We start from the raw sequence: 26,128 nt of genomic DNA, 5'->3' as shown, positions 1-26,128 counted from the left end.
GGAAACCGGTATGACACTACCCAGTCCCCTATTCGATCCGCTCCGCCTGCCGCTCGTCGGCGCGCCGCTGTTCATCATCTCGCAGCCCGCGCTCGTCATCGCCCAGTGCAAGGCCGGGGTCGTTGGCTCCTTCCCGGCGCTGAACGCGCGGCCGCAATCGCTGCTCGACGAATGGCTGCACGAGATCACCGAGGCGCTCGCCGAACATAATCGCGACCATCCGGACCGGCCCGCCGCACCTTTCGCGGTCAACCAGATCGTCCATCGCTCGAACGACCGGCTCGAACAGGATCTGGCGACCTGCGAGAAATGGCAGGTGCCGATCACGATCACCTCGCTCGGCGCCCGCGAGGAACTCAACCAGGCGGTACACAATTGGGGCGGCATCACGCTCCACGACATCATCAACGATCGTTTCGCGCGCAAGGCGGTCGAAAAGGGCGCGGACGGCATCATCGCCGTCGCCGCCGGCGCCGGCGGCCATGCCGGTGTCACCTCACCCTTTGCGCTGGTCGGCGAGATCCGCGAATGGTTCGATGGGCCGCTGCTGCTTTCCGGTGCCATCGGCACGGGCAAGGCGATCCTGGGCGCGCAGGCCATGGGCGCCGATCTGGCCTATATGGGATCGGCCTTCATCGCGACCGAAGAGGCCGCCGCGACCCAGGGTTACAAGGAAGGCATCGTCGAGGGTCGCGCCGCCGATATCGTCTATTCGGACCTCTTTACCGGTGTGCATGGCAATTATCTTCGCGGTTCGATCGAGCAGGCGGGTCTCGATCCCGACAATCTGCCGCAGGGCGATCTGAAGACGATGAATTTCGGTTCCGGCGGCAATCAGGAGAAAAAGGCGTGGAAGGATATCTGGGGGTCGGGCCAGGGCATCGGTGCGGTCACGGCGGTCGAGAGCGTCGCGGATCGCGTGGCGCGGCTCGAAGCGGAATATGAAGAGGCGAAGGCCGAACTGGCCGCCAAACAGCGCGACGTCGCCTAGAAGGCGCGCTCGAGCCTGTTCAGCAAGCTCCGCGCAGGGCTGCCGCGCGCCTGGGTCTCTTCGGGCGGCGAGAGCAGATCCTGTTCGAGCCTGGCGACGCGCGCGTACAGATCTTCGCTCGCTTCGATCAGGCCGACTGCACCTTCGGGAAGCTGCGGCAGAACCGCCGGATCGCTCAGCCCTGCTTCGCCGAGCCGCCGGTCGGGCTGGCTCGCTGCAGCGCGATCGATTTCGCCGGCCTCAAGCCCGCGCCGGGTGAGCAGCCAGGCGATGACATGCATGATGCGCGTCGTCACCTTCAACGATTCGACAGCATAGCCGACGCGCAACGCCGGCGTCAGCGCATCGCGCTCCTCGGTGCCATGATCCTCGAAATAGGCGCGTGCCTCGTCGGCCAGCACCATCGCCTCGATATAAAGCGAATCGACGAGCCTCGGCGTAATCCGGGCTTCCATCCCTGTTCCATCCCCCATTGCGCGAGCAATGATGCCACAGGACGATGCGCTTGAGAACGGCGAAATCGGGCTGTTTCGCGCGCTCAGGGTTAATGTCCCGATACGGGGCGACAGCTCTTGAATTCAGCGTATGAAATCCCATCTCTCAACCGTTCGAAGCGCCGCCTTTTCAGGGGTGTTTTCGGATAGCCGCGCGGGAACTCCGCGGACTCAACATATGAAAATCGCTTGAAGAAAAGGATTTTGGATATGCGTACTATGGATTTTGCTCCCCTCCTCCGTTCGTCGATCGGGTTCGAGAACCTGAACCGGCTCGTCGATGCGGCCACCCGCGGCGAAGGCAATGCCTACCCGCCCTATAATATCGAAAAGCTCGGCGACGATACCTATCGGATCACGATGGCGGTCGCCGGTTTCGCCGAGAGCGACCTCGACGTCACGGTCCACGAGAATGTGCTGATCGTCACCGGCGAAGTCGCCAATCGCGACCAGGACGAAGGCCGCGAGTTCATCCATCGCGGCATCGGTACACGCGCATTCGAGCGCCGCTTCGAACTCGCCGACACCATCCTGGTGAACGGTGCGAGCTATGAGAACGGCTTGCTCAACATCGAGCTGAAGCGCGAAGTTCCCGAAGAGAAGAAGCCGCGCAAGATCGCCATCGGCGGCAACGCCACGATCGAAGCGGCGAACGAGGATCATCGCGACGCCGCCTGAGCGCGTCGACTACGGTAATCAGGAGCAGGTCCGGCGTCAGCCGGGCCTGCTTTTTTGCGATTCTATGCGATGATGTCCGGCAGAAGACGGTCCTCGATCGACGCGATATCGTCTTTCAGCGCCAATTTGCGCTTCTTGAGCCGTGCCAGCCGCAGCTGGTCCGAACCCGGCGTCTCGCGAAGAGCCTCGATCGCGGCGTCGAGGTCCCGATGCTCGGATTTCAGGGCGGCCAGTCTTACCCGCAGGATCGCTTCTTCCATGACCGCTCCAAGCTCTCCAAACATCTGGCGGAGATATCCGCACGCCATGTCGATTCGTTGAAGACAAACGCAACGCGTTCGGCTTATCTTCTCCGTCCCACTTCATCAGGAAGGAGAGAAGGAATGCAACAGGCTCATGCCTCCGCACTTGCTCAAAAACATGCCGGTCTCGACGCGAAAATCGAGGAAGAGCGGCTTCGGCCTTCGCCTGATCAGATGAAGATTTCGGAACTCAAGAAACGAAAATTGAAGCTCAAGGAAGAACTGTCGAACGGGTAATCCCGGCTCGCGGTCCTATTCGTCGCGGGTCTGCCGCTCGCGCCGCTCATGCTTTTCCTGCGCCTCGACGGTCATCGTCGCGATCGGTCGCGCGTCGAGCCGCGCCAGCGCAATGGGTTCGCCGGTGATGATGCAATAGCCATATTCGCCGTTGTCGAGGCGGCGTAGCGCAGCGTCGATCTTGGCGATCAGTTTGCGCTGCCGGTCGCGGCGGCGCAGCTCGATCGACCAGTCGGTTTCGCTCGACGCACGGTCGGTGGCGTCGGCTTCCTTGAGCGGGCCCGAGGCGAGCTCTTCGCGCGTCGAATCGAGTTCGCGCTGAATCTCGGCCTTCCAGTCGTTCAGCTTGCGGCGGAAATAGCGCTGATGCGCCTCTTCCATGAAAGGGGCATCGAAATCGAGCGCGAGATCGGGATCGGGCGGCGGATTGTCGGCCACAGTGCGGCGTTCTTCCGATTCGCTTCTGAACGCAGTGGCCATCCGTCTCTCCCCTCGCAAATCGCGTTGTTTCCTAACGCATTCGCAGCCTTGGCCGGCGGCGCGCCTCTTACGCACGCCGTTTGCCGAGCACAAGATGCGAATCGGCGAAAAGAGATTCGAAGGGAAGAATTCCGTCCGACCGTGTTAACCGCGCATCGTAATCACCTTGCTTCACGAACGCATAGGCCGACTGCCCCTCAACGGGACATTAACCATCTTCCTTGGCCGGTATGCCATCCAGCCAACTGAAATAACTGCGAAATCATGGTTAACGATATTGCGCTTAACATCTTCTTGATGCCTTTTGACGACACCGAACACCGATGCAGGCACGGCGCGACGCCGGCCGGTCCAAACGGTGGCAAGAAGGGAAGTGAAGCCGATGTCTGTCAGAATGGCTCTAGCAAAACTGTGCGCCTGTGCCTGTGGCGGTGCGATTGTCGGCGGGGGCGCCGTCCATGTTGCCGAAACCTCGGGTCCGGCCGAAGTTCGCGCCGCGCAACCGCGTGTCGCCGCGCGCCAGATCGGGCATCGCCCGTCGGCCCGGCGCACCGTCCGCCGCGTGCGCCAGGTCACCACGACCACCAGCTGCCCGCAAACGCCGACGGTCGTCAGCGTGACGAACCAGGTGGCGGGTCCTGCCCCGCAGCCGGTTCCGGCTGTCTATGAGGTTCCGCCTCCGGCACCGATCCCCTATGGCGAAGTGCCGAGCTTCGGCGGCGGCGGCGCGGTCGAGGTCATCGGAGGCGGTGGCGGTTTCGGCGGCGGCTTTGGTGGCGGTGGCTTTTTCGGCGGTTTCATCGGCGGCGGCGGTGGTGGCGGCTCGAGCGGCGGCTTCTTCGTCCGCGAAGGCGATATCATCGTCCGCAACGAGAACAGCACTGGCGGCAGTTCGACCTCGACTTCGACGGGCGGCAGCTCCACTTCCACAGGTGGCAGTTCGACCTCGACGGGCGGTATCAGTTCGACGTCGACCAGCTCGACCGGCGGCAGCTCTTCGAGCACCTCGTCCGGCAATGTCAGCTCGACCAGCAGTTCCTCGGGCAATGTGAGCTCGTCCTCGTCGACCAGCTCATCCTCGTCGAGCTCGACCAGTTCCTCGACGAGTTCGTCGACCAGTTCGGGTGCAACCGGCGGTTCGTCCAGCTTCGGATCGAGCAGCAAGGGTTCGTCCAGCTATGGCAGTTCCAGCCATGGCAGCTCCAGCCATGGATCGTCGAGCTACGGTTCGTCCGGCGGATCGAATGGTGGGACCGACGTTCCGGCCCCGCCGATGATCCTGCTCTTCGGTGGTGCGGCGGCTGCGCTCGTTGCCCGTCGCCGGCTCGGCAAGCGGAAGAAAGATCAGGAGCAGAACGAGCAGTAGTTCGGCCCTGCTTCCCGACACAAGAAAACGGCGCGGTTCCCATCGGAACCGCGCCGTTTCTGGTTATGCCGGCCGTAACCTCAGTCGGTCGCCTGGATGATCTTCTCGATATCGACGATCGTATGTCCGGTCAGATCCTTGTCGAGCTCGCCGATAAGCCGATCGCTGACCTCCTTGTGGTAATGCTTTCGCAGCTCGCCCAGCGTTCGGGGCGGCGCGACGACGATCAACTTCTCGAAATCGCCGGAATGCGCCTTGTCGTAGAGGATATCCGCAGTTTCGGCTGCGAACCGGTCTTCGGCCAGTTGATGGAAGTCGGTATCCTGCACCTTGCTTCGCATCATCTGCGCACCGCTCGAAAAACTGCGCCCGGCCTGGTTCGCCTTCTGCTCGCGATTGGGCGGGTTTTCCTGTTTGCGCTTCGACGCCAGCTCCAGCTGCGGATACTCCTCGTCGCCATCGTTTCGGAAGAACAGCATTTTGCGGCCGTCCGCGACGACGACGAAACTGTCATGGGGCATCTTCATAGGGTGTTTTCTCCTTCTCTAAATGCCCAACGCACGACTGCGCCGCGGGGTTGCGCCAGCCCCCCCGTGCAGCCATAGCCCGACGCCATGCACGACCTGAAAGCCATCCGCGAAAACCCGGCCGCCTTCGATGCCGCCATGGCGCGGCGCGGCCATGAACCTATCGCCGCAACGATCCTCGCCCTCGACGAGAAAAACAGGCTGGTGCTGACCGAATTGCAGGAGTTGCAGGCGCGCCGAAACGACGCGTCCAAGGCGATCGGCCAGGCGAAAGCCCAAGGCGACGAGGACCGGGCGCAGGAAATGATTACGAAGGTCGCCAACCTGAAGGCGCGGATCGCCGAACTGGAAGAATCGGCCGATGAGATGGCCCCCGAAATCGAAATTCGACTTTCCGGTTTGCCCAACATCCTGCACGAAGATGTGCCCGATGGCGCCGACGAGAACGACAATCTGCTGGTTCACGAGCGCGGGGAACGGCGCACCTTCAACTATGTGCCGAAGACGCATGACGAGATCGGCGCGGCGCTGGGTCTCGATTTCGAGGATGCGGCGAAGATATCGGGCGCGCGTTTTGCCGTGTTGCGGGGGCCCGTCGCGCGACTCAACCGCGCCATCGCGCAGTTCATGCTCGATCTGCAGACGGAGGAACACGGTTTCACCGAGGTCGCGCCGCCACTGCTTGTCCGCGACGAGGCAATGATCGGCACCGGCCAGCTGCCCAAATTCGCCGAGGATTCGTTCCAGACCACCGACGGCCGCTGGCTCATCCCTACGGCCGAGGTCAGCCTGACCAATCTGGTGCGCGAACGCATTCTGTCTTCGGACGAACTTCCGCTGCGCTTCGCCGCCCTGACACCCTGTTTTCGTTCCGAAGCGGGATCGGCAGGCCGCGACACCAAGGGCCTGATCCGCCAACACCAGTTCGACAAGGTCGAAATGGTAGCGATCACGCGCGCCGAGGATGGGCCGGACGAACATGAACGTATGACCCAGTGTGCGGAAACCGTGCTGGACCGGCTCGAACTGCCCTATCGCCGGATGCTGCTCTGCGCCGGAGACACGGGTTTTTCGTCGGCAAAGACGTTCGATCTGGAGGTCTGGCTGCCCGGCCAGGATTGCTATCGCGAGATCAGCAGCGTGTCGCATTGCACCGAATTCCAGGCGCGCCGGATGAACGCCCGCTATCGCGCCGAAGGCGAAAAGCAGACGCGCTTTGCCCATACGCTCAACGGGTCCGGTCTCGCGGTCGGGCGGACGCTCGTCGCGGTGCTTGAAAACTATCAGCAGGCGGATGGTTCGATCACGATTCCCGCCGCGCTGCGGCCCTATATGGGCGGCCTCGAAACGCTCACGCCCTGATGCGTATTCTTCTCACCAATGATGACGGGATCCATGCTCCGGGGTTCGCGGTGCTGGAGGAGATCGCGCAGACGATCTCGGACGATATCTGGATCGTCGCACCGGCGGAGGAGCAATCGGGGGCGGGCCATTCGTTGACGCTGACGCGTCCTTTGCGTCTGCGCCAGATGGGCGAGAAGCGCTATGCGGTCACGGGCACCCCAACCGACGCCGTCATGATGGGCATCAACTTCGTGATGAAGGACAATCCGCCCGACCTGTTGCTATCCGGCGTCAATCGCGGCGCCAATCTGGCCGAGGACGTCACCTATTCGGGAACGGTGTCGGCAGCGATGGAGGGTGCCCTCGCCGGTGTCCCCTCGATTGCGCTGAGCCAGTGCTATCCACGCCAAGCGATGGGCGACGACGTCGAATTCGCGGTTGCTCGACGGCACGGTGCCAGCCTCCTCAAACGGCTTGCAGCCTATGACATTCCGCCCAAGACGCTGATCAACGTCAACTTTCCCGCAGTCGCGCCTGATGCCGTGGCGGGCACGCGTATCGTTGACCAGGGCATGCGGGACTATGGCCGGCTGCAGATCGTCGAGAATACCGACCCTCGCGGTTTCCCCTATTATTGGTTTGGTCTCGGGCCGATGGTCGGAACGGCCGGGCATTCGACTGATCTCGAGGCGGTGGATGACGGCTTTATCGCGGTTACGCCGCTGCATCTGGATATGACCCACCATTCGTCGATGGCGGCCCTGTCCGCCGTCTTTGACTAGACGAGTTATACCCGCCCCGTCGCGGACCCTATGCTGGCAAATGGCCTGCCCGGCGGGTAAAGGCAGCCCATGGGCGGGGTTGAAGCGATTGCGCGAACGGGAGCGCTGGCGGCGCTGATGCTTTGCGCGCTCGCCGCCTGTATTCCCTCCGACGGGCGGCCATCCGCCGAGAGCGAGGCCGTTTCAGGACCGCGCGACATCGTTCCGCCGATCATTCGCGAGCCGCGCTGGCAGGCACAATCCGTCGCTCCGACGGCGCAAACCATTGCACCGACCAGCTATGTCGTGCGACCCGGCGACAGCCTCGGCCTCATCGCGCAACGATCGGGTGCCGGGGTCGCGGCGATCGCTGCCGCCAATGACATCGATCCGCCCTATGTCATCCACCCCGGTATGCGGCTGACCATCCCGGGTGGGCGCTACCACACGATACGGCGCGGCGAGACGGGCATTGCAATCGCAAGGGCATATGGCGTCGACTGGTCGCGCGTCGCGACGCTGAACCGGTTGCAGGAGCCGTACATCCTCCGCACCGGGCAGCGGCTTTTGCTGCCGAGCGATGCCGAAGTCGCCTCGATGAGCCGTGCCGAACGCGCCGCCGCCTTTAACATCGATATCGACGACATCATCACGGGCGGCGAGCCTGCATTGGCAGCCAATGAAAGTACGACACCGCCGGTCGCGACGGCGCGGCGCGAACTGCCCGACGATGCGGCAGTGCGATCGCCGGCCAATTTCGCCGGGCGTTTCGGCTGGCCCGTGACGGGCGAAATCCTGGCACCGTTTGGCGAGGTCAGCGAGGGTTTCCTGAACAACGGCATCGATATCGCAACGCCGCGCGGCACGCCCGTGCTTGCGTCCGCAGACGGCGTTGTGCTCTATGCCGGCACCGAGATTCAGGTGCATGGCGGTCTCGTCCTGATCAGCCATGGCGACGGCTGGATCACCGCCTATGGGCAGATGGAGGATTTGCAGGTGACACGCGGACAGGAGATCGAACGCGGGCAGATGATCGCCCGTTCCGGCCTTGGCGGCGCGGCCGATCGCCCGCTGCTGCATTTCGAAATTCGCCGCAACCGCCAGCCCGTCAATCCCGTGTCGCATCTGCCTTCGCTCTAGATGTTGCGCCCCGGCAGCCCGAACGACGACCGCTCCGGCGAGTTGCGTCGCAAGTCCCGGCTTTCGCGCTGGGGTTCGCTGACGCTGCGCGCGGCGGTCGTCTTCTTCCTCGTCGGCATCGCCATCGGCGTCCACTGGTTCGACCGCGAAGGCTATGTCGACCATTCGGACGGCAATATCAATTTCCCGGACGTCCTCTATTTCACCATGGTGACGATCACGACCGTCGGCTATGGCGATATCGTCCCGGTAACGGACCGGGCCCGGTTGTTCGAGGCGGTGCTGGTGACGCCGATCCGCCTCTTCATCTGGCTGATCTTCCTGGGGACGGCCTATGACTTTCTTCTCCAAAAGAGCTGGAGCCGCTGGCGCATGAGTCTGATCCAGAAAAACCTTCACAACCATATCGTCGTTGCCGGCTTCGGCATCAGCGGATCCGAAGCCGTGGACGAACTCATCGAACGCGGGACCGATCCGAAGGAAATCGTCGTCATCGACGGCGATCATGCGCGGCTGGAAGCAGCGGAGCGCCGCGGCTGCAACGTGATGCAAGGCGATGCCTCGCGCGACAAGACAATGAGCCAGGTTCGCGTCTCACGCGCCAGAGCGATGATCGTGTCGGCTGGGCGCGACGATACCTCGATCCTCGTCGTTCTGACGGCGCGAGCGATGGCGCCCAAGCTTTCGATCAGCGTGCTCGTTCGCGCATCGGACAATGAGCGGCTGGCGCGGCAGGCCGGCGCGTCCAATGTCATCAACCCGGTGAACTTCGCCGGCCTGCTGCTCGCGGGATCGTGCCACGGGCCGCATATCACCGATTATATGGCCGATCTTGCCTCTGCGACCGGCCGGGTCGCCCTGCGCGAACGGATGGCGACGCATATGGAGGAAGGCCTTCCTCTGGCCGCGATCCAGACCGGCCTTGGCGTCCGGCTTTACCGCAACGGCAAGCCCTATGGCTTCTGGGAAGAGGAAGCCAAGGAGATCCGCGAAGGCGACCTCATCGTGGAGATCACCGGCAAGCCCGACGATATCGGCGGCGCCGTCTACCCGAGCAGGTAGAAGGACCCCGGCCGGTCAAGCGAACGCCGCGTGAACGAGCCCCATCGCGGTGTAGAACAGCAGCCAATAACCTCCGTCGATCAGGAATAGCGAGCGTTTGGCGCCCTGGAACAGATAGTTGGTCCAGAGTGCCGGCACGACGAACCCAAGCGCGACGCCGAAGGCGGTCAGCACCATGACGCTGAACGCGAGGTCCGGATAGGTCGCGAAAACATGCGCGAGGGTCCATGAGGCGAGCAGGCTCAACAAAAAGGTAAAGCCATAGGTCTTCACCATATTGCCTTCGCGAATCTGCTCTTCGGTCACGCCGACCGCCGCCATCCAGCGCTTGCCCATAACCGGCCCGTACCAAAGCCCGCCCACGACGAACCCCGCCAGCGCCGCCAGCACCACTGCCAGCCAGTTCACATCGAAAATGTCCATCAACCCCTCCCTGTATTAATATTATGGCGGCATGTCATACCGCTTCCGCCGGGCCCGAACCAGCCAGCAAGTGACATTCGCCGTCTGAATGCCTATCTGCCGCGACAATGGTCACAACCCTCCCCTCCCCTCCCAAGATCGGCATGGTATCGCTCGGCTGCCCCAAGGCGCTCGTCGATTCCGAACGCATCCTGACCAAGCTGCGCGCCGACGGTTACGGCCTGTCGCCCGATTATGACGGCGCGGATGTCGTGCTCGTCAACACCTGCGGCTTTCTCGACAGCGCCAAGGAGGAGAGCCTCGAGGCGATAGGCGAGGCGATCGCGGAAAATGGCCGGGTCATCGTGACGGGCTGCATGGGCAACGAAGCCGAAACGATCCGCGCGCGCTTTCCCGGCGTGCTCGCCGTGACCGGGCCGCAGCAATATGAGCAGGTCGTCGGCGCCGTGCACGAAGCCGCTCCGATGCCGCCCTCGCCCTATGTCGATCTGGTGCCCGACGCGGGACTCAAGCTCACCCCGCGCCATTACAGCTATCTGAAGATCTCGGAGGGCTGCAACCATCGCTGCAGCTTCTGCATCATCCCCTCGATCCGCGGCGATCTCGCCAGCCGCCGCCCTGATGCGATCCTGCGCGAGGCGGAAAAGCTCGTCGCGGCCGGAACGAAAGAACTGCTCGTCATAAGCCAGGATACGAGCGCCTACGGCCTCGACCTGAAGCACGCCTCATGGCCTTGGAAAGGCGAAGAAGTCCGCGCGCATATGACCGACCTCTCGCGCGAACTCGGTAAACTGGCGGACGAGCTGTGGGTCCGCCTTCATTATGTCTATCCCTATCCGCATGTGGATCAGGTCATCCCGCTGATGGCCGAGCGGCTGATCACGCCCTATCTCGATATCCCGTTCCAGCATGCATCGCCGGCGGTGCTCAAGGCGATGAAACGTCCCGCGAACGAGGCCAAGGTGTTGGAACGGCTCGCCCATTGGCGCTCGATTTGTCCCGACATCACCGTCCGGTCGACCTTCGTCGTCGGTTTCCCCGGCGAGACCGATGTCGATTTCGACTATCTACTCGAATGGCTGGACGAGGCGCAGCTCGATCGTGTCGGCGGTTTCCGCTTCGAACCGGTAGAGGGCGCGGCGGCAAACGACCTCCCCGGCGCCGTGCCCGAGGAGGTGAAGGAAGAGCGTTATGCGCGGTTGATGGAGAAATGCGCCGCGATCTCCGCCGCCAAACTTGCCGCCAAGGTCGGCAAGACCGTGCGCGTATTGATCGACGCGGCCGATGACGAAGGCGGCGCCACCGGCCGCTCGGAAGCCGATGCACCCGAAATCGACGGCGAAGTCCACCTTCGCGATGCCCATGGCCTGACCCCCGGCGACTTCGTGACCGTGCGGATCGAAGACGCCGATGCCCACGACCTGTTCGGCGTGCCGGTCGACGCGCGCTAATTCGCGTCGACATCCGCCGAAAATTGAGGATTGGCCAGCCTCCCCCGCTTTGGCTATCCTCCGCCGATGACAGACTTTGCCGCACTCCTGCGTCCGGACAAGGGCGAACCCGCGCACGACATCCATCTCGTCGCGCAAGGCGATATCGAAACCTGGCTGAAAGACCGGCCCGAACGCGAACGCGTCGCCGCAGGGGCGCAGAATTTCGATGGCAAGACCAACGATCTCGCCATCCTTCCCGGAGACGCCGCCGAGAACTGGTCGGTGGCGGTTTCGACGGATTCGGCCGACGAACCTTCGCTATGGTCGCTGGCGAAGGCCGGCCAGTCCTTGCCCGAAGGCACCTATCGTCTCGCGAACAAAGAGCCCGGCGCTGCGGCGCTGGGATGGCTCCTCGCCCATAATCAGATGGGCGGCTATCGCCAGTCGCCCGACCCGGCGAAACAGCGTGTCCTGCTGACGCCGCAAGCCGCTTCCATCGACCGGCTCGTCCGGGAGGCCGAAGCTACTGCGCTGGTCCGCAATCTCGTCAATACGCCGCCCGAGGATATGGGCCCGCCCCATTTGGAAGCCGCCGCACGCGAGGTCGCAAAGCTATTCGACGCCGAAATCCGTGTTACGACCGGCGATGAGCTGGCGCAGGCTTATCCTATGATCCACGCCGTCGGCCGTGCAGCGACGCGCGAGTTCGCGCCGCGCCTGATCGAGCTGGAATGGGGCGATCCGTCGCATCCGCGCGTCGCGATCGTCGGCAAGGGCGTGTGCTTCGATTCGGGCGGGCTCGACATCAAATCGGCCGCCGGCATGCTGCTGATGAAGAAGGATATGGGCGGCGCGGCCCACGCGCTGGCCCTCGCGCGGCTGGTCATGGGGGCGAAGATGCCGGTGCGGCTGCACCTGCTGATCCCGGCGGTCGAAAATGCGATATCGTCCAATTCCTTCCGCCCCGGCGACGTGCTGAAAACGCGTAAAGGCCTGTTCGTCGAGGTGGGCAATACCGATGCCGAGGGACGGTTGATCCTCGGCGATGCTCTGACCCGCGCCTGCGAAGACGAGCCGGCGCTGATGATCGATTTCGCGACGCTCACCGGCGCCGCGCGGGTGGCACTGGGACCGGACCTTCCGGCCATGTTCACCGACGACGACACGGTTGCGGACGAACTCGTCGCGGCAGGAACCAGCGTCGAAGACCCGCTGTGGCGGCTGCCGCTTTGGGACGGGTATGACGAGTATCTGAAGTCGGACATCGCCGACCTGTCGAACAATTCGAGTGTTCCGATGGCGGGAGCCAGCACAGCGGCACTATTCCTCCGCCGCTTCGTCGAGAAATCGGTCCCCTGGGTCCATTTCGACACCTATGCGTGGCGCCTTTCCGCCAAGCCGGGGCGGCCCAAGGGCGGCGAGGCGCTCGGCCTCCGGGCCAGCTGGACAATGCTGCAGTCCCGCTTCGGCGGGTGAGCGGGCACCGCCTGCGCTTGAACAGCCCCTGCACTCTCGGCTATGCCGCGCGGATTCAGGCTCTTTCGGGCTTTCCGAACCGTTTGACCAAGGCATTTCGTTGACCAAGACTTCGCAGACCAGCCGCGTGCGCTTCGCCCTTGCCGGGCCGTCCGAGAATCTCGATCCGCGGATCAATGCCTATCGCGCCGACATCGCCGACATGGCGCTCGCCGGCCGGATATTCGCGCATTATTATGCCCATCCGTCGGTGCGGCAGTGCATCGTCCCGCACGCGCCGCTCCATGAAGGGCCCGATCGGGAATCGACGATGACGTCCGAACTGCTGTTCGGAGAAGGCTTTGCCGTCATCGATCGCACGAAGGACTGGGTCTGGGGCTTTTGCACCCACGATCACTATGTCGGCTATCTGCCCGCCGATGCGATCGGAGAAGCCGACGCGCCCGATCATATCGTCGTCGTGGCGAAGACCGCCGCACATCTGTCGCCCGATATGACGGCAGATACGCATGCTGCCCTGACGATGGGCGCGCGTCTGTCGGGAAGCGCGAGCGGGAACTGGCTGGAAACATCGCTCGGCTTCGTGCCGTTGGCGGATCTCGCCGCTCTCGAGACGACGGAGAGCGATCCGGTGACGGTGGCGGAGCAGCTGATCGAGACGCCCTATCTCTGGGGCGGTCGCGGGGCGGCGGGCATCGACTGTTCGGGCCTTGTCCAGATCGCGCTGGGGCTGTTCGGGACCGAGGCCCCGCGCGATTCCGACATGCAGATGGCATCGCTCGGCGAACCGCTCGCCGACGATGCCGTGCTCAAGCGCGGCGACATCGTCTTCTTCCCCGATCATGTCGGCTGGATGGCCGATCCCGAAACGCTGCTCCACGCGGCGCACCATCATGGCAAGGTCGTTTACGAGCCACTGGAGGACGTGGTGGCGCGGATCGGGCAGGAGCATGACCGGCCTGTTCTGGCACGCAAGCGGTTGGTCTGATGCCGCACCGCGTTTTCATAGACGGCGGCCACGGGACGACGGGGCTCGAAATCCATGAACGGCTGCACGGCCGGACGGATTTCGAGCAGATCCTGCTCGACGATGCCGCCCGCAAGGACGATGACGCCCGGCGCGATGCGCTGGCCGCTGCCGATTTCGCCATTTTGTGCCTGCCCGACGACGAAGCTCGCAAGGCCGTCGCGCTCGCCGCTGACACGGGTACGCGAATCATCGACGCATCCACCGCGCATCGGATCGATCCCGATTGGGTCTTTGGCTTTGCCGAGATGGAGGCCGGCCAGCGCGAACGGATTGCGTCGGCGAAGCGCGTTTCGAACCCCGGCTGTTATGCGCTGACCTTCATTACGCTCGTCAGGCCACTTGTTCGGGCCGGGCTGGTCGCCGCCGACGCCCGGATCAGCGTGAATGCCACATCGGGCTATTCGGGCGGAGGCAAGGCGATGATCGCGGAGTTCGAAAGCGGCGCGGCGCGGACGGCGTTTCGCAACTACGCCCTCCCCCTTGCGCACAAGCACCTGCCCGAAATGCGCGAGCGCACGGGGTTGTCGCATGCGCCACTATTTTCGCCGTCGGTGGCGAACGCCTATCGAGGCATGCTCGTCGAAATTCCGCTTTGGTCGGTCGATGGTGGTGCCGCGCGTGATACCCTGACCTCGGCCTATGATGGATCGCGTCTGATCTCGGTGCTTTCCGATACCGAAACCGAGGCTATGGGCGTCCTTCCGCTCGAAAGATGCGCCGGAACGGACCGGCTCGACATCATTGTTTTCGAGAACAGCGCCAACGGTCAGATCCGGCTGGTCGGCGCAATCGACAATCTCGGCAAGGGCGCCGCCGGGTCGGCGGTCCAGAACCTCAACCTGATGGCGGGGGCCAACGAATTGGCCGGTTTGCGGCTCTAGTTCACAGACTTATCCACAAACCTTTCAATCTTGCCTGAGATTTGCGAAGACGGGGACAGTTCGAACCCGAGGGAAGGGATCACCCGTGAACAAGGTGCTCAATACGCGCCCACCCGGTTGGTTCTGGGTCGCGTCCGTGCTGCTCCTGATCTGGAACGGCCTGGGCGGCGGCATCTACCTGCTTCTGAATACCGCGAGCGTCAGCGAACTTTCCAGCAACTACAGCGACGTCATTCTCGAAGCCATGGCCATTGCAGCAGACGCGCCGGCGGCCTTCGCGATTGCAATTGCCACGGGGCTGGTAGGGTCGCTGCTCCTGCTGGCGCGCAACGGCCACGCACGTCTGTTCTTCTTGGTTTCGCTCTTTGCAGTGTTCGTTCAGTATTTTTGGGCCTTCGCACTCGACGGCTTTCTCGGAGCCGTCAGCGCCGGAGCGATCGTCCTGTCGCTGCTCGGCGTGGTTATTTGCGTGTTTCAGCTTTGGCTCTCGGGCAAGGGGATCGCCCGCGGCTGGCTCCGCTAGTCGCTACATCTCGCCGCGTTCGCGCCGAATTCGATACCAGCGCTGCACATTGCGGTTATGCTCTTCCAGCGTTTCCGCGAAGATATGCCCGCCCGAACCATCGGCCACGAAATAGAGTGCATCGGTCTCGGCCGGATTGAGGACCGCTTCGAGCGCCTCCGGCCCGACATTGGCAATCGGCCCGCGCGGCAATCCCGTCATCGAGTAGGTATTGTAGTCGTTGACCTGGTCGATCTCCGAGCGCCGGATCCGGCGGCCGAGCGGGCGGCCGCGGGTGATCGGGTAGATGATCGTGGGGTCGGCCTGCAGCCGCATCCCCTGCCGCAACCGGTTCGAGTAAACGCCCGCCACCATCGGGCGCTCGCTCGCCACGGCGGTTTCCTTTTCGACGATCGAGGCGAGGATCACGGCCTCTTCCGGCGTCCGCACGACGGTATCGGATGACCGGTTCGCCCAGGCGCGCGCCAGTTCCTCGTCCATCGCCGCCTGCATGCGCGCCACGACATCTGCACGCGATTCCCCACGTTCGTAGCTGTAGCTGTTCGCAAGAATTGAACCCTCTGCGGGCACCGGGATGTCGCCGGTCAGCAGCTCGGTTGCCATCAGCCGCTCGTGCACCAGCACCGAGGGCATCCCCTCGGGAATCGTCACGAGCCTTTGCAGTGCCGCGCCCTCCTGAAGGATCCGCAACGCTTCGGACTGGCTGACATAGGCCGGCATCTCGAATTCGCCGGCCTGGATATGGGCGTTGCTGCCGAGCACACGCGCGAAATATTCAAAGCGCTGCGCCGAGCGGATCACGCCGGCCTCTTCCAGCGTCGCGGCCGCGTCAGCCAGCGTCGAACCGCTGGCGATCGACACCGTTGTCGCTTCCTCGAGCGGCCCCGGCCCGCTCCATGTGCGGATTCCCGCAAAGACAAGGACGGCGGCGAGAACCGCGACGACGAGCGCGGTACAGCCGATGCGGCGCATGTCGCTAGACGGCCTTCATCACAAGGCTGGCATTGGTGCCGCCGAAGCCGAAGCTGTTGTTGAGCACGGCTTTGACCTCGCGCTCACGGGCCTCGAGCGGTACCAAATCCATGCCCTCGGTACCGTCCTCGGGATCTTCGAGGTTGAGCGTGGGCGGCACAACCTGATCGCGCATCGCAAGAATGCAGAAGATCGATTCGACCGCGCCGGCACCGCCGAGCAGATGGCCGATCGCCGATTTCGTCGAGCTCATCGAAAGGCTGTTTGCCGCATCGCCGAACAGCCGTTTGACCGATTCAAGCTCGATCAGGTCGGCCATTGTCGAGGTGCCGTGGGCGTTAATGTAATCGATGTCGCCCGGCGCGAGCCCGGCCTTGTTCAGTGCCATTTCCATCGAACGATAGGCACCGAGCCCTTCCGGGTGCGGCGCCGTCACATGATGCGCGTCGCCGGAAAGGCCGTAGCCGACGACCTCGGCATAGATGTTCGCGCCGCGCGCCTTGGCGCGCTCATATTCCTCCAGCACGACGACGCCCGCGCCCTCACCCATAACGAAGCCGCTGCGGCCCTTGTCATAGGGACGGCTGGCGCCTTCGGGATCGTCATTGCGGTTGGTGCATAACGCCTTGGCCTGCGCGAAGCCGGCAATGCCGATCGGACAGATCGTGGCCTCGGCGCCGCCCGCGAGCATCACATCGGCATCGTCGAGCGCGATCATCCGCGCCGCATCGCCGATCGAATGCGCGCCCGTCGAACAGGCCGTCACCACCGCATGGTTCGGCCCCATCAGGCCGTATTTGATGCTGACCTGCCCCGACACGAGGTTGATCAGCCGGCCATGAACGAAGTGCGGGCTGACACGGCCGGGGCCGCGCTCGGCGAGCAGCAGCGATTCACTCTCGATCCCGGGCAATCCGCCGATCCCCGATCCGATCGAACAGCCGGCGCGGAAACGTTCTTCTTCCGACATATCGGTCAGCCCGGCATCCTCGATGGCCTGGCTGGCGGCATCGATACCGTAGATGATGAACGGGTCGACCTGCCGCCGGATCTTGTGATCGACATGGTGTTCGGGATCGAAGCCATATTCGTGATCGGCCGACTTCACCTCGCAGGCGATCGTGCATTTCTGGTCGGAAGGGTCGAAGTGGGTGATCTGCCCGGCACCGGACTTTCCGGCGACGATGTTCTTCCAGCTCGTTTCGACATCACCGCCCAGCGGCGTGACGAGGCCCAGCCCGGTAACGACTACACGGCGCATTGCTGCTGCTCCTTGTTCATGCATCCACTTGCGGCGCACCGGCCGCTTACGATCTGGCGGGCCTTATAGACGCTTATCCGCCAATGAAAAACGGCTCCCTGCCGAAACGCAGAAGAGCCGTTTTCACGGGACCGGGCCCGCGGGCCCGTCCCTGTCGACAAAGCAGCCTCAGCTGTTCTTTTCGATATAGGTGATCGCGTCCTTGACGGTCGTGATGTCTTCGGCGGCGTCGTCCGGGATTTCGACCCCGAATTCTTCCTCGAAAGCCATGACGAGTTCAACGATATCAAGGCTGTCGGCGCCCAGATCGTCGATAAAGGCCGCATCTTCGGTAACCTTGTCGGCTTCGACGCCCAGATGCTCGGTTACGATCTTTTTCACCCGTTCGGCGGTATCGCTCATGGATTGTCCTTTGGCTTTGTGATTCCCAAGTTTCCTAGTGGGCGAGGCGAAATCGCGCAAGCCCCGTTCATGTTGACGCAAGCTAAATCATCGCCATTCCGCCGTTTACGTGCAAGGTCTGGCCGGTAACATAGGCCGCCTCGTCCGACGCCAGATAGACAGCGGCGGCGGCAATGTCCGCGCCCTCGCCCAGTTTCCCCGCCGGAATGCGTTGCTTCAGGGCTTCCTTTTGCGCGTCGGGCAGTTCGTCGGTCATGGCCGAGGCGATAAAGCCTGGCGCTATGCAGTTCACGGTGATGCCGCGGCTCGCGACTTCCTGCGCCAGCGCCTTCGACATGCCGATCAGTCCCGCCTTGGACGCGGCGTAATTGGCCTGCCCCGGATTGCCCGTGGCGCCGACGACAGACGTGATCGAGATGATCCGCCCCGTCTTCGCCTTCATCATCGGCCGCATCGAAGCGCGCGCGAGCCGGAAAGCGGCCTCCAGGTTAATCCGGATCACGTCCTGCCACTCCTCGTCCTTCATCCGCATGGCAAGATTGTCGCGCGTGACGCCGGCATTGTTGACGAGAATATCGAGCTGCCCAAGCGCTTCGACTGCGGACGGGACGAGTGCATCGACGGCATTGGAATCCGAGAGGTTGCACGGCAGAATCACGGGATCGCCACCGATTTCGTCTGCCACGGTCTTCAGCGCATCCTCGCGCGTCCCGGAGAGCGCCACCCTTGCACCCTGCGCGGCCAGCCCCTTGGCGATCGCCGAACCGATACCGCCGGAAGCGCCCGTAACGAGCGCGGTTTTGCCTGAAAGATCGAACATGGAATTCCTCTTGGGTCTGGATCTAATTTTGGGTCACACAAAGCCACAAAGCCACAAAGGCGTTTTCCCTCGGCGCACGCATTCGCGGGCCAATGATGAAGTTAAATGCGCTTCGCGCAATCTCTTCTTCGTGACTTCGTGTCTTTGTGTGAATCAAATTTCCTCCACCAACGCGGCGATATCGTCCATCGACACGATGCTCTTCTGTATGCTGTCGGAGGCAATGCGTTTCACCATCGGCGCGACGACCTTGCCGCCGAGCTCGATGAACTCGCTCGTACCTTCCCCGGCCATGGCGAGGATACTTTCGCGCCAACGAACCATTGCCGTGACCTGTTCTACCAACAGCCCGCGGATCGCTTCATGCTCGCCCACCGCGCCCGCCGTCACATTGGCGTAGAGCATCGCACTCGGCACATGGATTTCGACGTCTGCAAGCGCGTCGGCCATCCTGTCCGCCGCCGGTTTCATCAACGGACAGTGGAACGGCGCCGATACCGCAAGTGGCATAGCGCGCTTGGCGCCGCGCTCCTTGCCCAGCGCGCAGGCACGATCGACCGCCGTCTTGTGGCCCGAAATCACGGCCTGGCCCGGCGCATTGTCATTGGCAACGACGCAAACCTCGTCCCCCGCCGCTTCCTCGGCAATCGCCTTAACATCTTCGATATCGGGCCCGAGGAATACAGCCATCGCCCCCTCTCCCACCGGCACCGCATCCTGCATCGCCCGGCCGCGTGTCTTGAGCAACTTCGCCGTCGTCGTCAGGTCGATCGCGCCTGCGCCGCACAGCGCCGAATATTCGCCGAGACTATGACCGGCGACGAATTCCGCCTTGTCGCCCAGTCTGAATCCTCCCTCAGCCTCCAGAACACGCAGCGTCGCGACCGAATTTGCCATGATCGCCGGCTGCGCGTTCTCCGTCAGCGTCAGCTCATCCTCCGGCCCCTCGCACATCAGCGCAAAAAGGCTCTGCCCCAAGGCTTCGTCCACTTCCGCGAACACGTGGCGCGCAATCTGGGACGCATCGGCCAGCGCCCGGCCCATGCCGACCGCCTGGCTCCCCTGCCCCGGAAAGATGAACGCACGCATGCAATTTCTCCTGCTCTGTTCGGCGCGACACGCTTTCGCGCTTCGCCGCCCTTTAGGCAACCGTTGAAGCGGGCACAGCATTACGTTAGCGTCAACTCTGTGGAAGAGAGAGAATTCACCGAAAAGCTGACCCGGTTCTGCGCGCGCCAATTCGGTGGCGAGCCAGAGATCGCCAATCTGCGCCGATTGAGCGGCGGCGCCAATATGGAAAGCTGGTCGTTCGATCATGGCGGCCAAGGCATGGTGCTGCGGCGCCTGCCCGACGGCATGGCCGATCGCGGCGGCGACGAAGCGGCGATCGCGGCGATTTCGCTCGCGGCGCAGGCAAAGCTGATCGCGATTGCCGAACAGGCCGGCGTCACGGCTCCTCGCGTCCTGGGCGTGCTCGGCGACGAGGACGCGCTCGGCACCGGGTTCGTCATGGCGCGCGCCGAGGGCGAGACGCTGCCTCACAAGATCCTCGGCAACCCGGATTTTGCGGAGGCCGAGGCAGGTTTGAGCACCGCATGCGCGCGCGAGTTGGCGTTGATCCACGCCCTCCCCCGCGACGGTCTTCCCGGCGACATTCAGACAGTCACCGAACGGCAGCTTCTCGACCAGCAGGAAGCCGCCTATCGAGAGGTCGACGGCGCCATCCCGATTTTCGATCACGCATTTGGCTGGCTCGAGCGACACTTACCGCCGCCTGCCGAACCGAAGCTCGTGCACGGCGATTTTCGGATGGGCAATCTGATGATCGACAGTGACGGGATCAGTGCCGTTCTCGACTGGGAACTCGCCCATTTCGGCGATCCGCTGGAAGATCTCGCCTATCTGTGCACGCCGAGCTGGCGCTTCGGACATTATGAAAAGGAAGCAGGAGGCTTCGATAGCGCCGGAAACCTGATCGCGGCTTACGAGGCGGCGAGCGGGACGACGGTCGATCGCGCACGCTTCGACTGGTGGCTGGTCTATAACACATTGTGGTGGGGCGTTGCATGCCTGCGAATGGGCCACAGCTATCGCGACGGCAGCGCACATACCCTGGAACGCACGATTATCGGCCGCCGCGTCTCGGAGGTCGAGATCGATCTCGTCCTGCAGTTCGAAGCGATGCGCGACACCGAGAGCCGGCCGATCGAATGGGCCGAGCCGCCGCTGTTGCCGGAGACCGGCGAAGTCGCCTATGCCGAAATCCTCAACGCGCTGATCGAATGGGATCGCGAAAAGGTGATGCCGGGGCTGGAGGGCCATCCGCTGTTCGAGGCGCGCGTCGCCAACAATGCGCTCGGGATCGCGCAACGGGCCGCGGCCTGGGGCGGAATGTTCGCCGCGCGGCAGGCGCAACGTCTCGACGCGCTCGACATCGGCCATGGCGCATTCTGCGAGGCATTGCGCGGCGGCCATCGCGATCTCGCCGACGACGATCTTTTCGACCATCTGCGCCTCTCGGCGCTCGAACGCCTTTCGATCGATCAACCCAAATATGGCGGCCTGCGCGTCGCGAAAACACGATGGAGGATTAAGTGAACCCTTTTCAGATTCCCCGTGAAATCGAGGACTATCTCGCCGAACTGGACGCCTTCATCGAAGCCGAGATCAAGCCGTTGCAGTCGCAGGACGACAATGACCGATTCTTCGATCACCGCCGCGAACATGCGCGCACCGACTGGGACAATGACGGGCTGCCAAGCGAGGACTGGGAAGCATTGCTGCGCGAAATGCGCAAGCGCGCCGACGCCGCCGGGCATTTCCGCTATGCGCTGCCCGAAGAGTTCGACGGCAAGAACGGCTCGCACCTCGCCATGGCGCGGATTCGCGAGCATCTGGCGCACAAGGGGCTCGGCCTGCACAACGACCTGCAGAACGAAAGCTCGATCGTCGGCAATCTCGTTCAGCCGCTGATGGTGCGTGATTTCGGCACAGACGAGCAAAAGGCGGATTTCATTCCGAAAATGCTGAAGGGAGAGCTGCGCTGGACGTTTGGATTGACGGAAGAGGATCACGGCTCCGACGCCACCTGGATGGATACGCGCGCGGTGCGGCAGGACAAGGATGGCAAGCCCGGCTGGCTGATCAACGGCAACAAGATGTGGACGACGGGCAGCCACGTCGCGACGCATTGCATGGTCTTCGCACGCCATGCGGGCGAGGATGGCGACGCCAAGGGGATCGGCTGTTTTCTTGTCCCCTATGATGCCGAGGGCGTCGAAATCGGGGAATATCTGTGGACGTTCAACATGCCCACCGACCATCCCAAGGTGAAGTTCACCAATGTCTGGATTCCGGAAGACGCCGTGCTCGGCGATCCGGACTGGGGGCTCGCCTGCGCGCAGCATTTCGTCCACGAAAACCGCATCCGCCAGGCCGCGTCATCGCTCGGCGCGGCGCAATACTGCATCGACGAGAGCGTGAAATACGCCAACGAGCGCAAACCGTTCGGCAAGCCGCTTTCTGCGAACCAGGCAATCCAGTTCCCGCTCGTCGAACTGCACACCGAGGCGGCGATGCTCCGGCAGCTGATCTACTCGGTGTCCGCGGCGATGGACACGATGCCCAAGACCGAGGTTGCGAAGAAGCTCTCGGACCAGATCAGTATGTGCAACTATCGCGCAAACCGTCTCGTCTGCGACGCCGCCGACCGTGCGATGCAGGTCCATGGAGGCATCGGCTATTCCCGCCATAAGCCGTTCGAACACATCTACCGCCACCACCGCCGCTACCGCATCACCGAGGGCGCAGAAGAGATTCAGATGCGGAAAGTGGGCGGTGTGCTTTTCGGCTATATCGGCAAGTGACGGCATAGCCGACCGGCCAAAGGGGCAAGCAGCGTAACCTTTGGGGGCCGCCGCGCGAACCCGTCCCTGAAAAACAGGGGCAACGACGATGGTTCATCAGCTCTCGCCGCACGCGCGCATTGTTGCGCTCGGCCTTCTCGTCACCGTGGCGACGCAGATCGTCTATTTCCTCGCGTTGAGCGATGTGGGGATTGTCGAGGGCTGGCCGCTGCGTTCAACTCTTTGGGCCGTCGAAACGATAGTCTTCGCGCTCGTCGCAGCCACGGCCTTTGCCGCGCTGCCACGCGATCCGGGACGCGGCCTTGTCTGGGGGCTATTGGGAGTATCCGGCGTGTTCAACGCGCTGCAGTCGGGGATCGGGCTTTCGATGTTCCTGCCGCTGACCGAGGCGGGCGAAGATTTCGCACCGGTCCTTGCGACGGTCGTAGCGGGCGCCTTCCTCTTCTACCTTCTCGCCAAGGCGATGATCGGCGCTGCCGGCCTGATCCTGGGCGCAAAGCTTTTGCAGACGAGGTCAGGCGGGCAGAAGGCAATCGGAGCGATAACGGCGATTGCCGGACTGGCGGCGCTAGGTACCGGCCTTTTCGCCCTGCCGCAGGGAATGGCATTTATTTTTCCGGCCGGCGCAGCCGGTACGGTCGCAACCCTGCTTGTCGGACTGTGCCTGTTACTGAGCCCCGGTGAAGCCGTCAGCCGTAGTTAGGCAAACTGCCGCGCCAGATGATCGACCACGGCGATGTGGAGCGGCGTATCGAATTGCGAGCCGGTCCGCCCGTCTCGCTGCCACACCACGCGCGCCTTTTTCGGCGCAATACCCGGCAGGTAGATCAGCAGATCGGTACCGACCCCGAACTGCTCGGCTCCAAGCGTCTGCACACCGCCTTCCGAGACGTCGAGGATCGTGATCGCGGCATGAGTGCCGCCATTGGCGCGGCGCGCCTTGGCGGCGAGTGAGATGACGTGCCGCTCATATTCGCGCCGTTCCGCCTCGTGATTTTTCGCAGTCTGCACTTTTCCCGCCCGCTACTGGCCCGTACGCAACAGGCCAGCACCGGGTCTAAAGGGTTACGGATTACCGGCCGGTAATCATATATGCTTACGCTATCATTGCCGCGCTGACCGGATTCGCCGCGCCGCTTGCCATATCCCGCGAAACCGCTTATGTGCGCCGCCACCGGGGCGGAGCCGTCGTGCTTTCCGCCCCGTGATTTTTGAGACGACAGCCGGAGGGGCGTTCGCATCGTGCGGCGTCAGCGATCGGCCAAAAAGGACGAAGACATATGGCTCTCTACGAGCATGTCTTCCTCGCGCGTCAGGATCTGGCACAGGCCCAGGTCGATTCGCTCGCCGAGGAAGCAACCAAGATCATCGAAGCGAACGAAGGCAAGGTCACGCGCACCGAGACCTGGGGCCTGAAATCGCTCGCCTATCCGATAGCCAAGAACCGCAAGGCGCATTTCGTGATGCTTCACGTCGACGCGCCGGGTTCGGTTGTCGAGGAGCTGGAACGCCAGACCCGCGTCAACGAGGACGTCATCCGCTATATGACCATCAAGGTCGACGAGCATGAAGAAGGCCCCTCGATCATGATGCGCAAGGCGGAGAAGAAGCGCCGCCGCGACAGCGAAAACGAAGACGGAAGGGACTAGATCATGGCACGACCGTTTTTCCGCCGCCGCAAATCCTGCCCCTTTTCCGGCAAGGACGCGCCCGTCATCGATTACAAGGACGTCAAGCTGCTCCAGGGATTCCTGTCCGAGCGCGGCAAGATCGTTCCTTCCCGCATCACCGCCGTTTCGGCGAAGAAGCAGCGCGAGCTGGCCCGTGCGATCAAGCGCGCCCGCCATATCGGCCTGCTGCCGTACATCGTGAAATAGGGAGCGGACCATGGATATCATTCTGCTCGAACGCGTCGGCAATCTCGGCAATATCGGTGACGTCGTCACCGTGAAGGACGGGTTCGCCCGCAACTTCCTGCTGCCGAACAAGAAGGCCCTGCGCGCCAACGAAGCCAACAAGGCCGTTTTCGAAGCCAATCGCGAACGGCTCGAAAAGGAAAATGCCGAGCGCCGCGAAGCCGCCGAAAAGGAAGCGAAGAAGCTCGACGACATGTCGATCGAACTCATCCGCCAGGCCTCGCAAACCGGACAGCTCTACGGCTCGGTCACGGTGCGCGACATCGTTATCGCGCTTGAGGAAAAGGGGGAGGCCATCACCAAGAAGCAGGTGGTTCTCGAGCGTCCGATCAAGGAGATCGGCATGCACGAGGTGACGGTGAACCTGCACGCCGAGGTAGACGTCGTCGTCAAGGTCAACGTCGCCCGCTCGACCGAAGAGGCCGAGAAGCAGGCGGCCGGCATCGACGTCATCGCCGAGATGTTCGAACAGGCGCAGGCCGAAATCGTCTCCGAATTCGACGAGAACGCCGAACCCGGCGAGATCGCAGCGATCGAAGACGATGTCGAGGGTGAAGCCGAAAGCGGCGAAGCCGAGGCCAAAGCCGGCGACGGCGAAACAGCCGAAGCCGAAACAGCCGAAGAGTCGCCGGCCGACGCCGAAGCCGGCGAAGAAGGCGACAAGGACGCCTGATCGTCTCCGGCGAACCGCCGGAACTGAACAAGGGGAACGGGCAGGCAATGCAGTTCGACCGCACCGCCGGCCTGTTCCCCCATCAGCTCGATGTCATCAACGACCGCGTCCTGCTCGTCCCCATGGGCGAGCAGGAGTTTCGCGATGCGAGCTTTCTCGACCAGCGCCTGCTGACCCAGAATCGCCAGATGCAATGGGCGGACTGGGCGCAGCTCGAGGCCGCCAGCGCAGGCTGGCCCGCAAATGCGCATTTCATCTTCCATATCGGCCATGTCGGATCGACGCTGATTGCGCGCCTGCTCGGCGAACTCGACGGCCTGTTCGCGCTACGCGAGCCGCAGTTGCTGCGAAACTTCGCCGAACTGGCCGGGCTTCGTGACCGACCCGAATCGCCTTGGCCGCCGGATCGTTTGGATCCGCGTATGGAAACCGCTCTCGGCTGGCTATCCCGGACCTTTCGGCCCGGGGATCGCGCGCTGATCAAGGCGACAAGCTTCGCCAGCGAGATCGCCGGGCCGTGCCTGGGCGGCAAGCGCAAGGCGCTGTTCCTGACGCTGTCGCCCCAACGCTATATCGAAACCATTCTCGCCGGAGAAAATTCGCGGCAGGAGCTGGCCATGCTCTCCGGCCCGCGTCTCGTGCGCCTGCACCGGCGGATTGCCGCCGAACCATGGGCGCTCTGGGACATGCCCGAAGCGACGCACGCGGCAATGGGATGGGCGTGCGAGATGTCGGCCCTTGAGACAGCGGCCGAGGCCAATACCGTCAAATGGCTCGATTTCGATGCGTTTCTCGCAGCGCCGGGCGAGCATCTGGCTGACATCGCCACCTTCTTCGGCGTCGATGCAGACCGTGCGGCCATCGACGCGCTGGTCTCCGGGCCTCTCATGCAGCGCTATTCCAAGGCACCCGAACACGGCTATTCGAAGGAGCTGCGCGAGCAGGTTCTTGAACAGGCGCGACGCGAGCGGAGTGGCGACATTGCCGAAGCGCTCCGCTGGCTCGATGAGGCTGCCGCCAACCATCCCGTCATTGCCAGCGCGCTCGCCCGCGTGGCAAAGGACTGAACC

General features: G+C 63.3%; 31 protein-coding genes. 20 read left to right on the top strand and 11 right to left on the bottom strand.

The window, feature by feature from the left end; genetic code table 11:
• The first annotated feature begins 10 nt into the window (after positions 1-10).
• Positions 11-991, top strand: a complete 981-nt coding sequence (locus tag Q0139_RS06490; protein ID WP_298019226.1) for a nitronate monooxygenase family protein — start codon at positions 11-13, stop codon at positions 989-991.
• Here Q0139_RS06490 and Q0139_RS06485 read toward each other — a convergent pair.
• Positions 988-1,446: a DUF1465 family protein gene (locus tag Q0139_RS06485; RefSeq protein WP_298019224.1), complete on the bottom strand. Its 459-nt coding sequence runs from the start codon at positions 1,444-1,446 to the stop codon at positions 988-990. The genes Q0139_RS06490 and Q0139_RS06485 overlap by 4 nt on opposite strands.
• A 249-nt stretch (positions 1,447-1,695) precedes the next feature.
• On the opposite strand from Q0139_RS06485, the gene Q0139_RS06480 reads away from it, so the two are divergent.
• Positions 1,696-2,163 (top strand): Hsp20 family protein, encoded by a 468-nt coding sequence (locus Q0139_RS06480; protein ID WP_298019222.1) that lies wholly within the window; start codon positions 1,696-1,698, stop codon positions 2,161-2,163.
• Positions 2,164-2,225: 62 nt separating this feature from the next.
• Here the strand turns inward: Q0139_RS06480 and Q0139_RS06475 are convergent, their stop codons facing one another.
• Positions 2,226-2,423, bottom strand: coding sequence for a DUF465 domain-containing protein (locus Q0139_RS06475; RefSeq protein ID WP_298019220.1), 198 nt, complete (start codon positions 2,421-2,423; stop codon positions 2,226-2,228).
• Positions 2,424-2,546: 123 nt separating this feature from the next.
• On the opposite strand from Q0139_RS06475, the gene Q0139_RS06470 reads away from it, so the two are divergent.
• Positions 2,547-2,702, top strand: a complete 156-nt coding sequence (locus Q0139_RS06470) for a DUF465 domain-containing protein (RefSeq protein WP_298019218.1) — start codon at positions 2,547-2,549, stop codon at positions 2,700-2,702.
• 15 nt (positions 2,703-2,717) lie between these two features.
• Here Q0139_RS06470 and dksA read toward each other — a convergent pair whose 3' ends face one another.
• A complete protein-coding gene (gene dksA, locus Q0139_RS06465) occupies positions 2,718-3,083 on the bottom strand; it encodes an RNA polymerase-binding protein DksA (protein ID WP_298019327.1) in 366 nt (121 codons plus the stop codon).
• 493 nt (positions 3,084-3,576) lie between these two features.
• Between dksA and Q0139_RS06460 the strand changes: the two genes are divergently transcribed.
• The gene (locus tag Q0139_RS06460) at positions 3,577-4,548 is read left to right on the top strand and encodes a PEP-CTERM sorting domain-containing protein (RefSeq protein WP_298019216.1); all 972 of its coding nucleotides are present in this window, start codon (positions 3,577-3,579) and stop codon (positions 4,546-4,548) included.
• A gap of 80 nt (positions 4,549-4,628) precedes the next feature.
• Here Q0139_RS06460 and Q0139_RS06455 read toward each other — a convergent pair whose 3' ends face one another.
• The gene (locus tag Q0139_RS06455) at positions 4,629-5,075 is read right to left on the bottom strand and encodes a host attachment family protein (protein WP_298019214.1); all 447 of its coding nucleotides are present in this window, start codon (positions 5,073-5,075) and stop codon (positions 4,629-4,631) included.
• A gap of 87 nt (positions 5,076-5,162) precedes the next feature.
• Between Q0139_RS06455 and serS the strand changes: the two genes are divergently transcribed.
• From serS to Q0139_RS06435, 4 genes are all read left to right on the top strand, one after another.
• Positions 5,163-6,437 carry a serine--tRNA ligase gene (gene serS, locus Q0139_RS06450; RefSeq protein ID WP_298019212.1) on the top strand — a complete coding sequence of 425 codons (1,275 nt, stop codon included), beginning with the start codon at positions 5,163-5,165 and terminating at the stop codon, positions 6,435-6,437.
• Positions 6,437-7,201, top strand: a complete 765-nt coding sequence (gene surE / locus Q0139_RS06445; RefSeq protein WP_298019210.1) for a 5'/3'-nucleotidase SurE — start codon at positions 6,437-6,439, stop codon at positions 7,199-7,201. The genes serS and surE overlap by 1 nt, the downstream gene beginning before the upstream one ends.
• A gap of 69 nt (positions 7,202-7,270) precedes the next feature.
• Positions 7,271-8,320, top strand: coding sequence for a LysM peptidoglycan-binding domain-containing M23 family metallopeptidase (locus tag Q0139_RS06440; protein ID WP_298019208.1), 1,050 nt, complete (start codon positions 7,271-7,273; stop codon positions 8,318-8,320).
• Positions 8,321-9,382, top strand: a complete 1,062-nt coding sequence (locus tag Q0139_RS06435; protein WP_298019206.1) for a TrkA family potassium uptake protein — start codon at positions 8,321-8,323, stop codon at positions 9,380-9,382.
• Positions 9,383-9,397: 15 nt separating this feature from the next.
• Here Q0139_RS06435 and Q0139_RS06430 read toward each other — a convergent pair whose 3' ends face one another.
• Positions 9,398-9,805: a DUF1761 domain-containing protein gene (locus Q0139_RS06430; protein WP_298019204.1), complete on the bottom strand. Its 408-nt coding sequence runs from the start codon at positions 9,803-9,805 to the stop codon at positions 9,398-9,400.
• Positions 9,806-9,912: 107 nt separating this feature from the next.
• Here Q0139_RS06430 and rimO point away from each other — a divergent pair, with 107 nt between their 5' ends.
• The 5 genes from rimO to Q0139_RS06405 all read left to right on the top strand — a co-directional run bounded on the left by rimO (position 9,913) and on the right by Q0139_RS06405 (position 15,148).
• On the top strand, positions 9,913-11,256 hold the full coding sequence (gene rimO, locus Q0139_RS06425; protein WP_298019201.1) for a 30S ribosomal protein S12 methylthiotransferase RimO: 1,344 nt from the start codon (positions 9,913-9,915) through the stop codon (positions 11,254-11,256).
• A 66-nt stretch (positions 11,257-11,322) separates the two neighbouring features.
• Positions 11,323-12,714 carry a M17 family metallopeptidase gene (locus tag Q0139_RS06420; RefSeq protein WP_298019198.1) on the top strand — a complete coding sequence of 464 codons (1,392 nt, stop codon included), beginning with the start codon at positions 11,323-11,325 and terminating at the stop codon, positions 12,712-12,714.
• A gap of 100 nt (positions 12,715-12,814) precedes the next feature.
• Entirely contained in the window at positions 12,815-13,702 is an 888-nt protein-coding gene (locus Q0139_RS06415; protein ID WP_298019195.1) for an NlpC/P60 family protein, read from the top strand.
• Entirely contained in the window at positions 13,702-14,625 is a 924-nt protein-coding gene (gene argC / locus Q0139_RS06410; protein WP_298019192.1) for an N-acetyl-gamma-glutamyl-phosphate reductase, read from the top strand. Before Q0139_RS06415 ends, argC begins: the two co-directional genes overlap by 1 nt.
• Positions 14,626-14,710: 85 nt before the next feature.
• Positions 14,711-15,148, top strand: a complete 438-nt coding sequence (locus Q0139_RS06405; protein WP_298019189.1) for a hypothetical protein — start codon at positions 14,711-14,713, stop codon at positions 15,146-15,148.
• Between the two features lie 3 nt (positions 15,149-15,151).
• Here the strand turns inward: Q0139_RS06405 and mltG are convergent, their stop codons facing one another.
• From mltG to fabD, 5 genes are all read right to left on the bottom strand, one after another.
• Positions 15,152-16,120 carry an endolytic transglycosylase MltG gene (gene mltG / locus Q0139_RS06400; RefSeq protein ID WP_298019187.1) on the bottom strand — a complete coding sequence of 323 codons (969 nt, stop codon included), beginning with the start codon at positions 16,118-16,120 and terminating at the stop codon, positions 15,152-15,154.
• A 4-nt stretch (positions 16,121-16,124) separates the two neighbouring features.
• Positions 16,125-17,381, bottom strand: coding sequence for a beta-ketoacyl-ACP synthase II (fabF, locus tag Q0139_RS06395; protein WP_298019184.1), 1,257 nt, complete (start codon positions 17,379-17,381; stop codon positions 16,125-16,127).
• A gap of 168 nt (positions 17,382-17,549) precedes the next feature.
• Complete coding sequence (locus Q0139_RS06390; RefSeq protein ID WP_298019181.1) at positions 17,550-17,783, bottom strand: acyl carrier protein; 234 nt, start codon at positions 17,781-17,783, stop codon at positions 17,550-17,552.
• Between the two features lie 82 nt (positions 17,784-17,865).
• The gene (gene fabG, locus Q0139_RS06385) at positions 17,866-18,603 is read right to left on the bottom strand and encodes a 3-oxoacyl-ACP reductase FabG (protein WP_298019178.1); all 738 of its coding nucleotides are present in this window, start codon (positions 18,601-18,603) and stop codon (positions 17,866-17,868) included.
• A gap of 153 nt (positions 18,604-18,756) precedes the next feature.
• Entirely contained in the window at positions 18,757-19,692 is a 936-nt protein-coding gene (gene fabD / locus Q0139_RS06380) for an ACP S-malonyltransferase (protein WP_298019175.1), read from the bottom strand.
• A 99-nt stretch (positions 19,693-19,791) separates the two neighbouring features.
• Here fabD and Q0139_RS06375 point away from each other — a divergent pair, with 99 nt between their 5' ends.
• The 3 genes from Q0139_RS06375 (at position 19,792) to Q0139_RS06365 (ending at position 23,172) form a co-directional block, all read left to right on the top strand.
• Positions 19,792-21,201: a phosphotransferase family protein gene (locus tag Q0139_RS06375; RefSeq protein WP_298019171.1), complete on the top strand. Its 1,410-nt coding sequence runs from the start codon at positions 19,792-19,794 to the stop codon at positions 21,199-21,201.
• Positions 21,198-22,469 (top strand): acyl-CoA dehydrogenase family protein, encoded by a 1,272-nt coding sequence (locus Q0139_RS06370; RefSeq protein WP_298019166.1) that lies wholly within the window; start codon positions 21,198-21,200, stop codon positions 22,467-22,469. The genes Q0139_RS06375 and Q0139_RS06370 overlap by 4 nt, the downstream gene beginning before the upstream one ends.
• 88 nt (positions 22,470-22,557) lie before the next feature.
• Positions 22,558-23,172 (top strand): hypothetical protein, encoded by a 615-nt coding sequence (locus Q0139_RS06365; RefSeq protein ID WP_298019163.1) that lies wholly within the window; start codon positions 22,558-22,560, stop codon positions 23,170-23,172.
• Here Q0139_RS06365 and Q0139_RS06360 read toward each other — a convergent pair.
• Positions 23,169-23,480: a PilZ domain-containing protein gene (locus tag Q0139_RS06360; RefSeq protein ID WP_298019160.1), complete on the bottom strand. Its 312-nt coding sequence runs from the start codon at positions 23,478-23,480 to the stop codon at positions 23,169-23,171. The two genes, Q0139_RS06365 and Q0139_RS06360, sit on opposite strands and share 4 nt — an antisense overlap.
• Before the next feature lie 269 nt (positions 23,481-23,749).
• Between Q0139_RS06360 and rpsF the strand changes: the two genes are divergently transcribed.
• The 4 genes from rpsF to Q0139_RS06340 are packed head-to-tail and all read left to right on the top strand — an operon-like array spanning position 23,750 to position 26,125.
• On the top strand, positions 23,750-24,118 hold the full coding sequence (rpsF, locus tag Q0139_RS06355) for a 30S ribosomal protein S6 (protein WP_298019157.1): 369 nt from the start codon (positions 23,750-23,752) through the stop codon (positions 24,116-24,118).
• 3 nt (positions 24,119-24,121) lie between these two features.
• The gene (rpsR, locus tag Q0139_RS06350) at positions 24,122-24,346 is read left to right on the top strand and encodes a 30S ribosomal protein S18 (RefSeq protein ID WP_185801459.1); all 225 of its coding nucleotides are present in this window, start codon (positions 24,122-24,124) and stop codon (positions 24,344-24,346) included.
• 10 nt (positions 24,347-24,356) lie between these two features.
• Positions 24,357-25,058 carry a 50S ribosomal protein L9 gene (rplI, locus tag Q0139_RS06345; RefSeq protein WP_298019152.1) on the top strand — a complete coding sequence of 234 codons (702 nt, stop codon included), beginning with the start codon at positions 24,357-24,359 and terminating at the stop codon, positions 25,056-25,058.
• A 47-nt stretch (positions 25,059-25,105) separates the two neighbouring features.
• Positions 25,106-26,125, top strand: a complete 1,020-nt coding sequence (locus Q0139_RS06340; RefSeq protein ID WP_298019150.1) for a hypothetical protein — start codon at positions 25,106-25,108, stop codon at positions 26,123-26,125.
• The last annotated feature ends 3 nt before the right edge of the window (positions 26,126-26,128 follow it).

The sequence above is a fragment of the uncultured Parasphingopyxis sp. genome, assembly GCF_937129435.1.
Taxonomy (GTDB): domain Bacteria; phylum Pseudomonadota; class Alphaproteobacteria; order Sphingomonadales; family Sphingomonadaceae; genus Parasphingopyxis.
The sequence above is the reverse complement of the archived record's forward strand: the minus strand, read 5'-3'. Positions and strand labels throughout refer to the sequence as shown.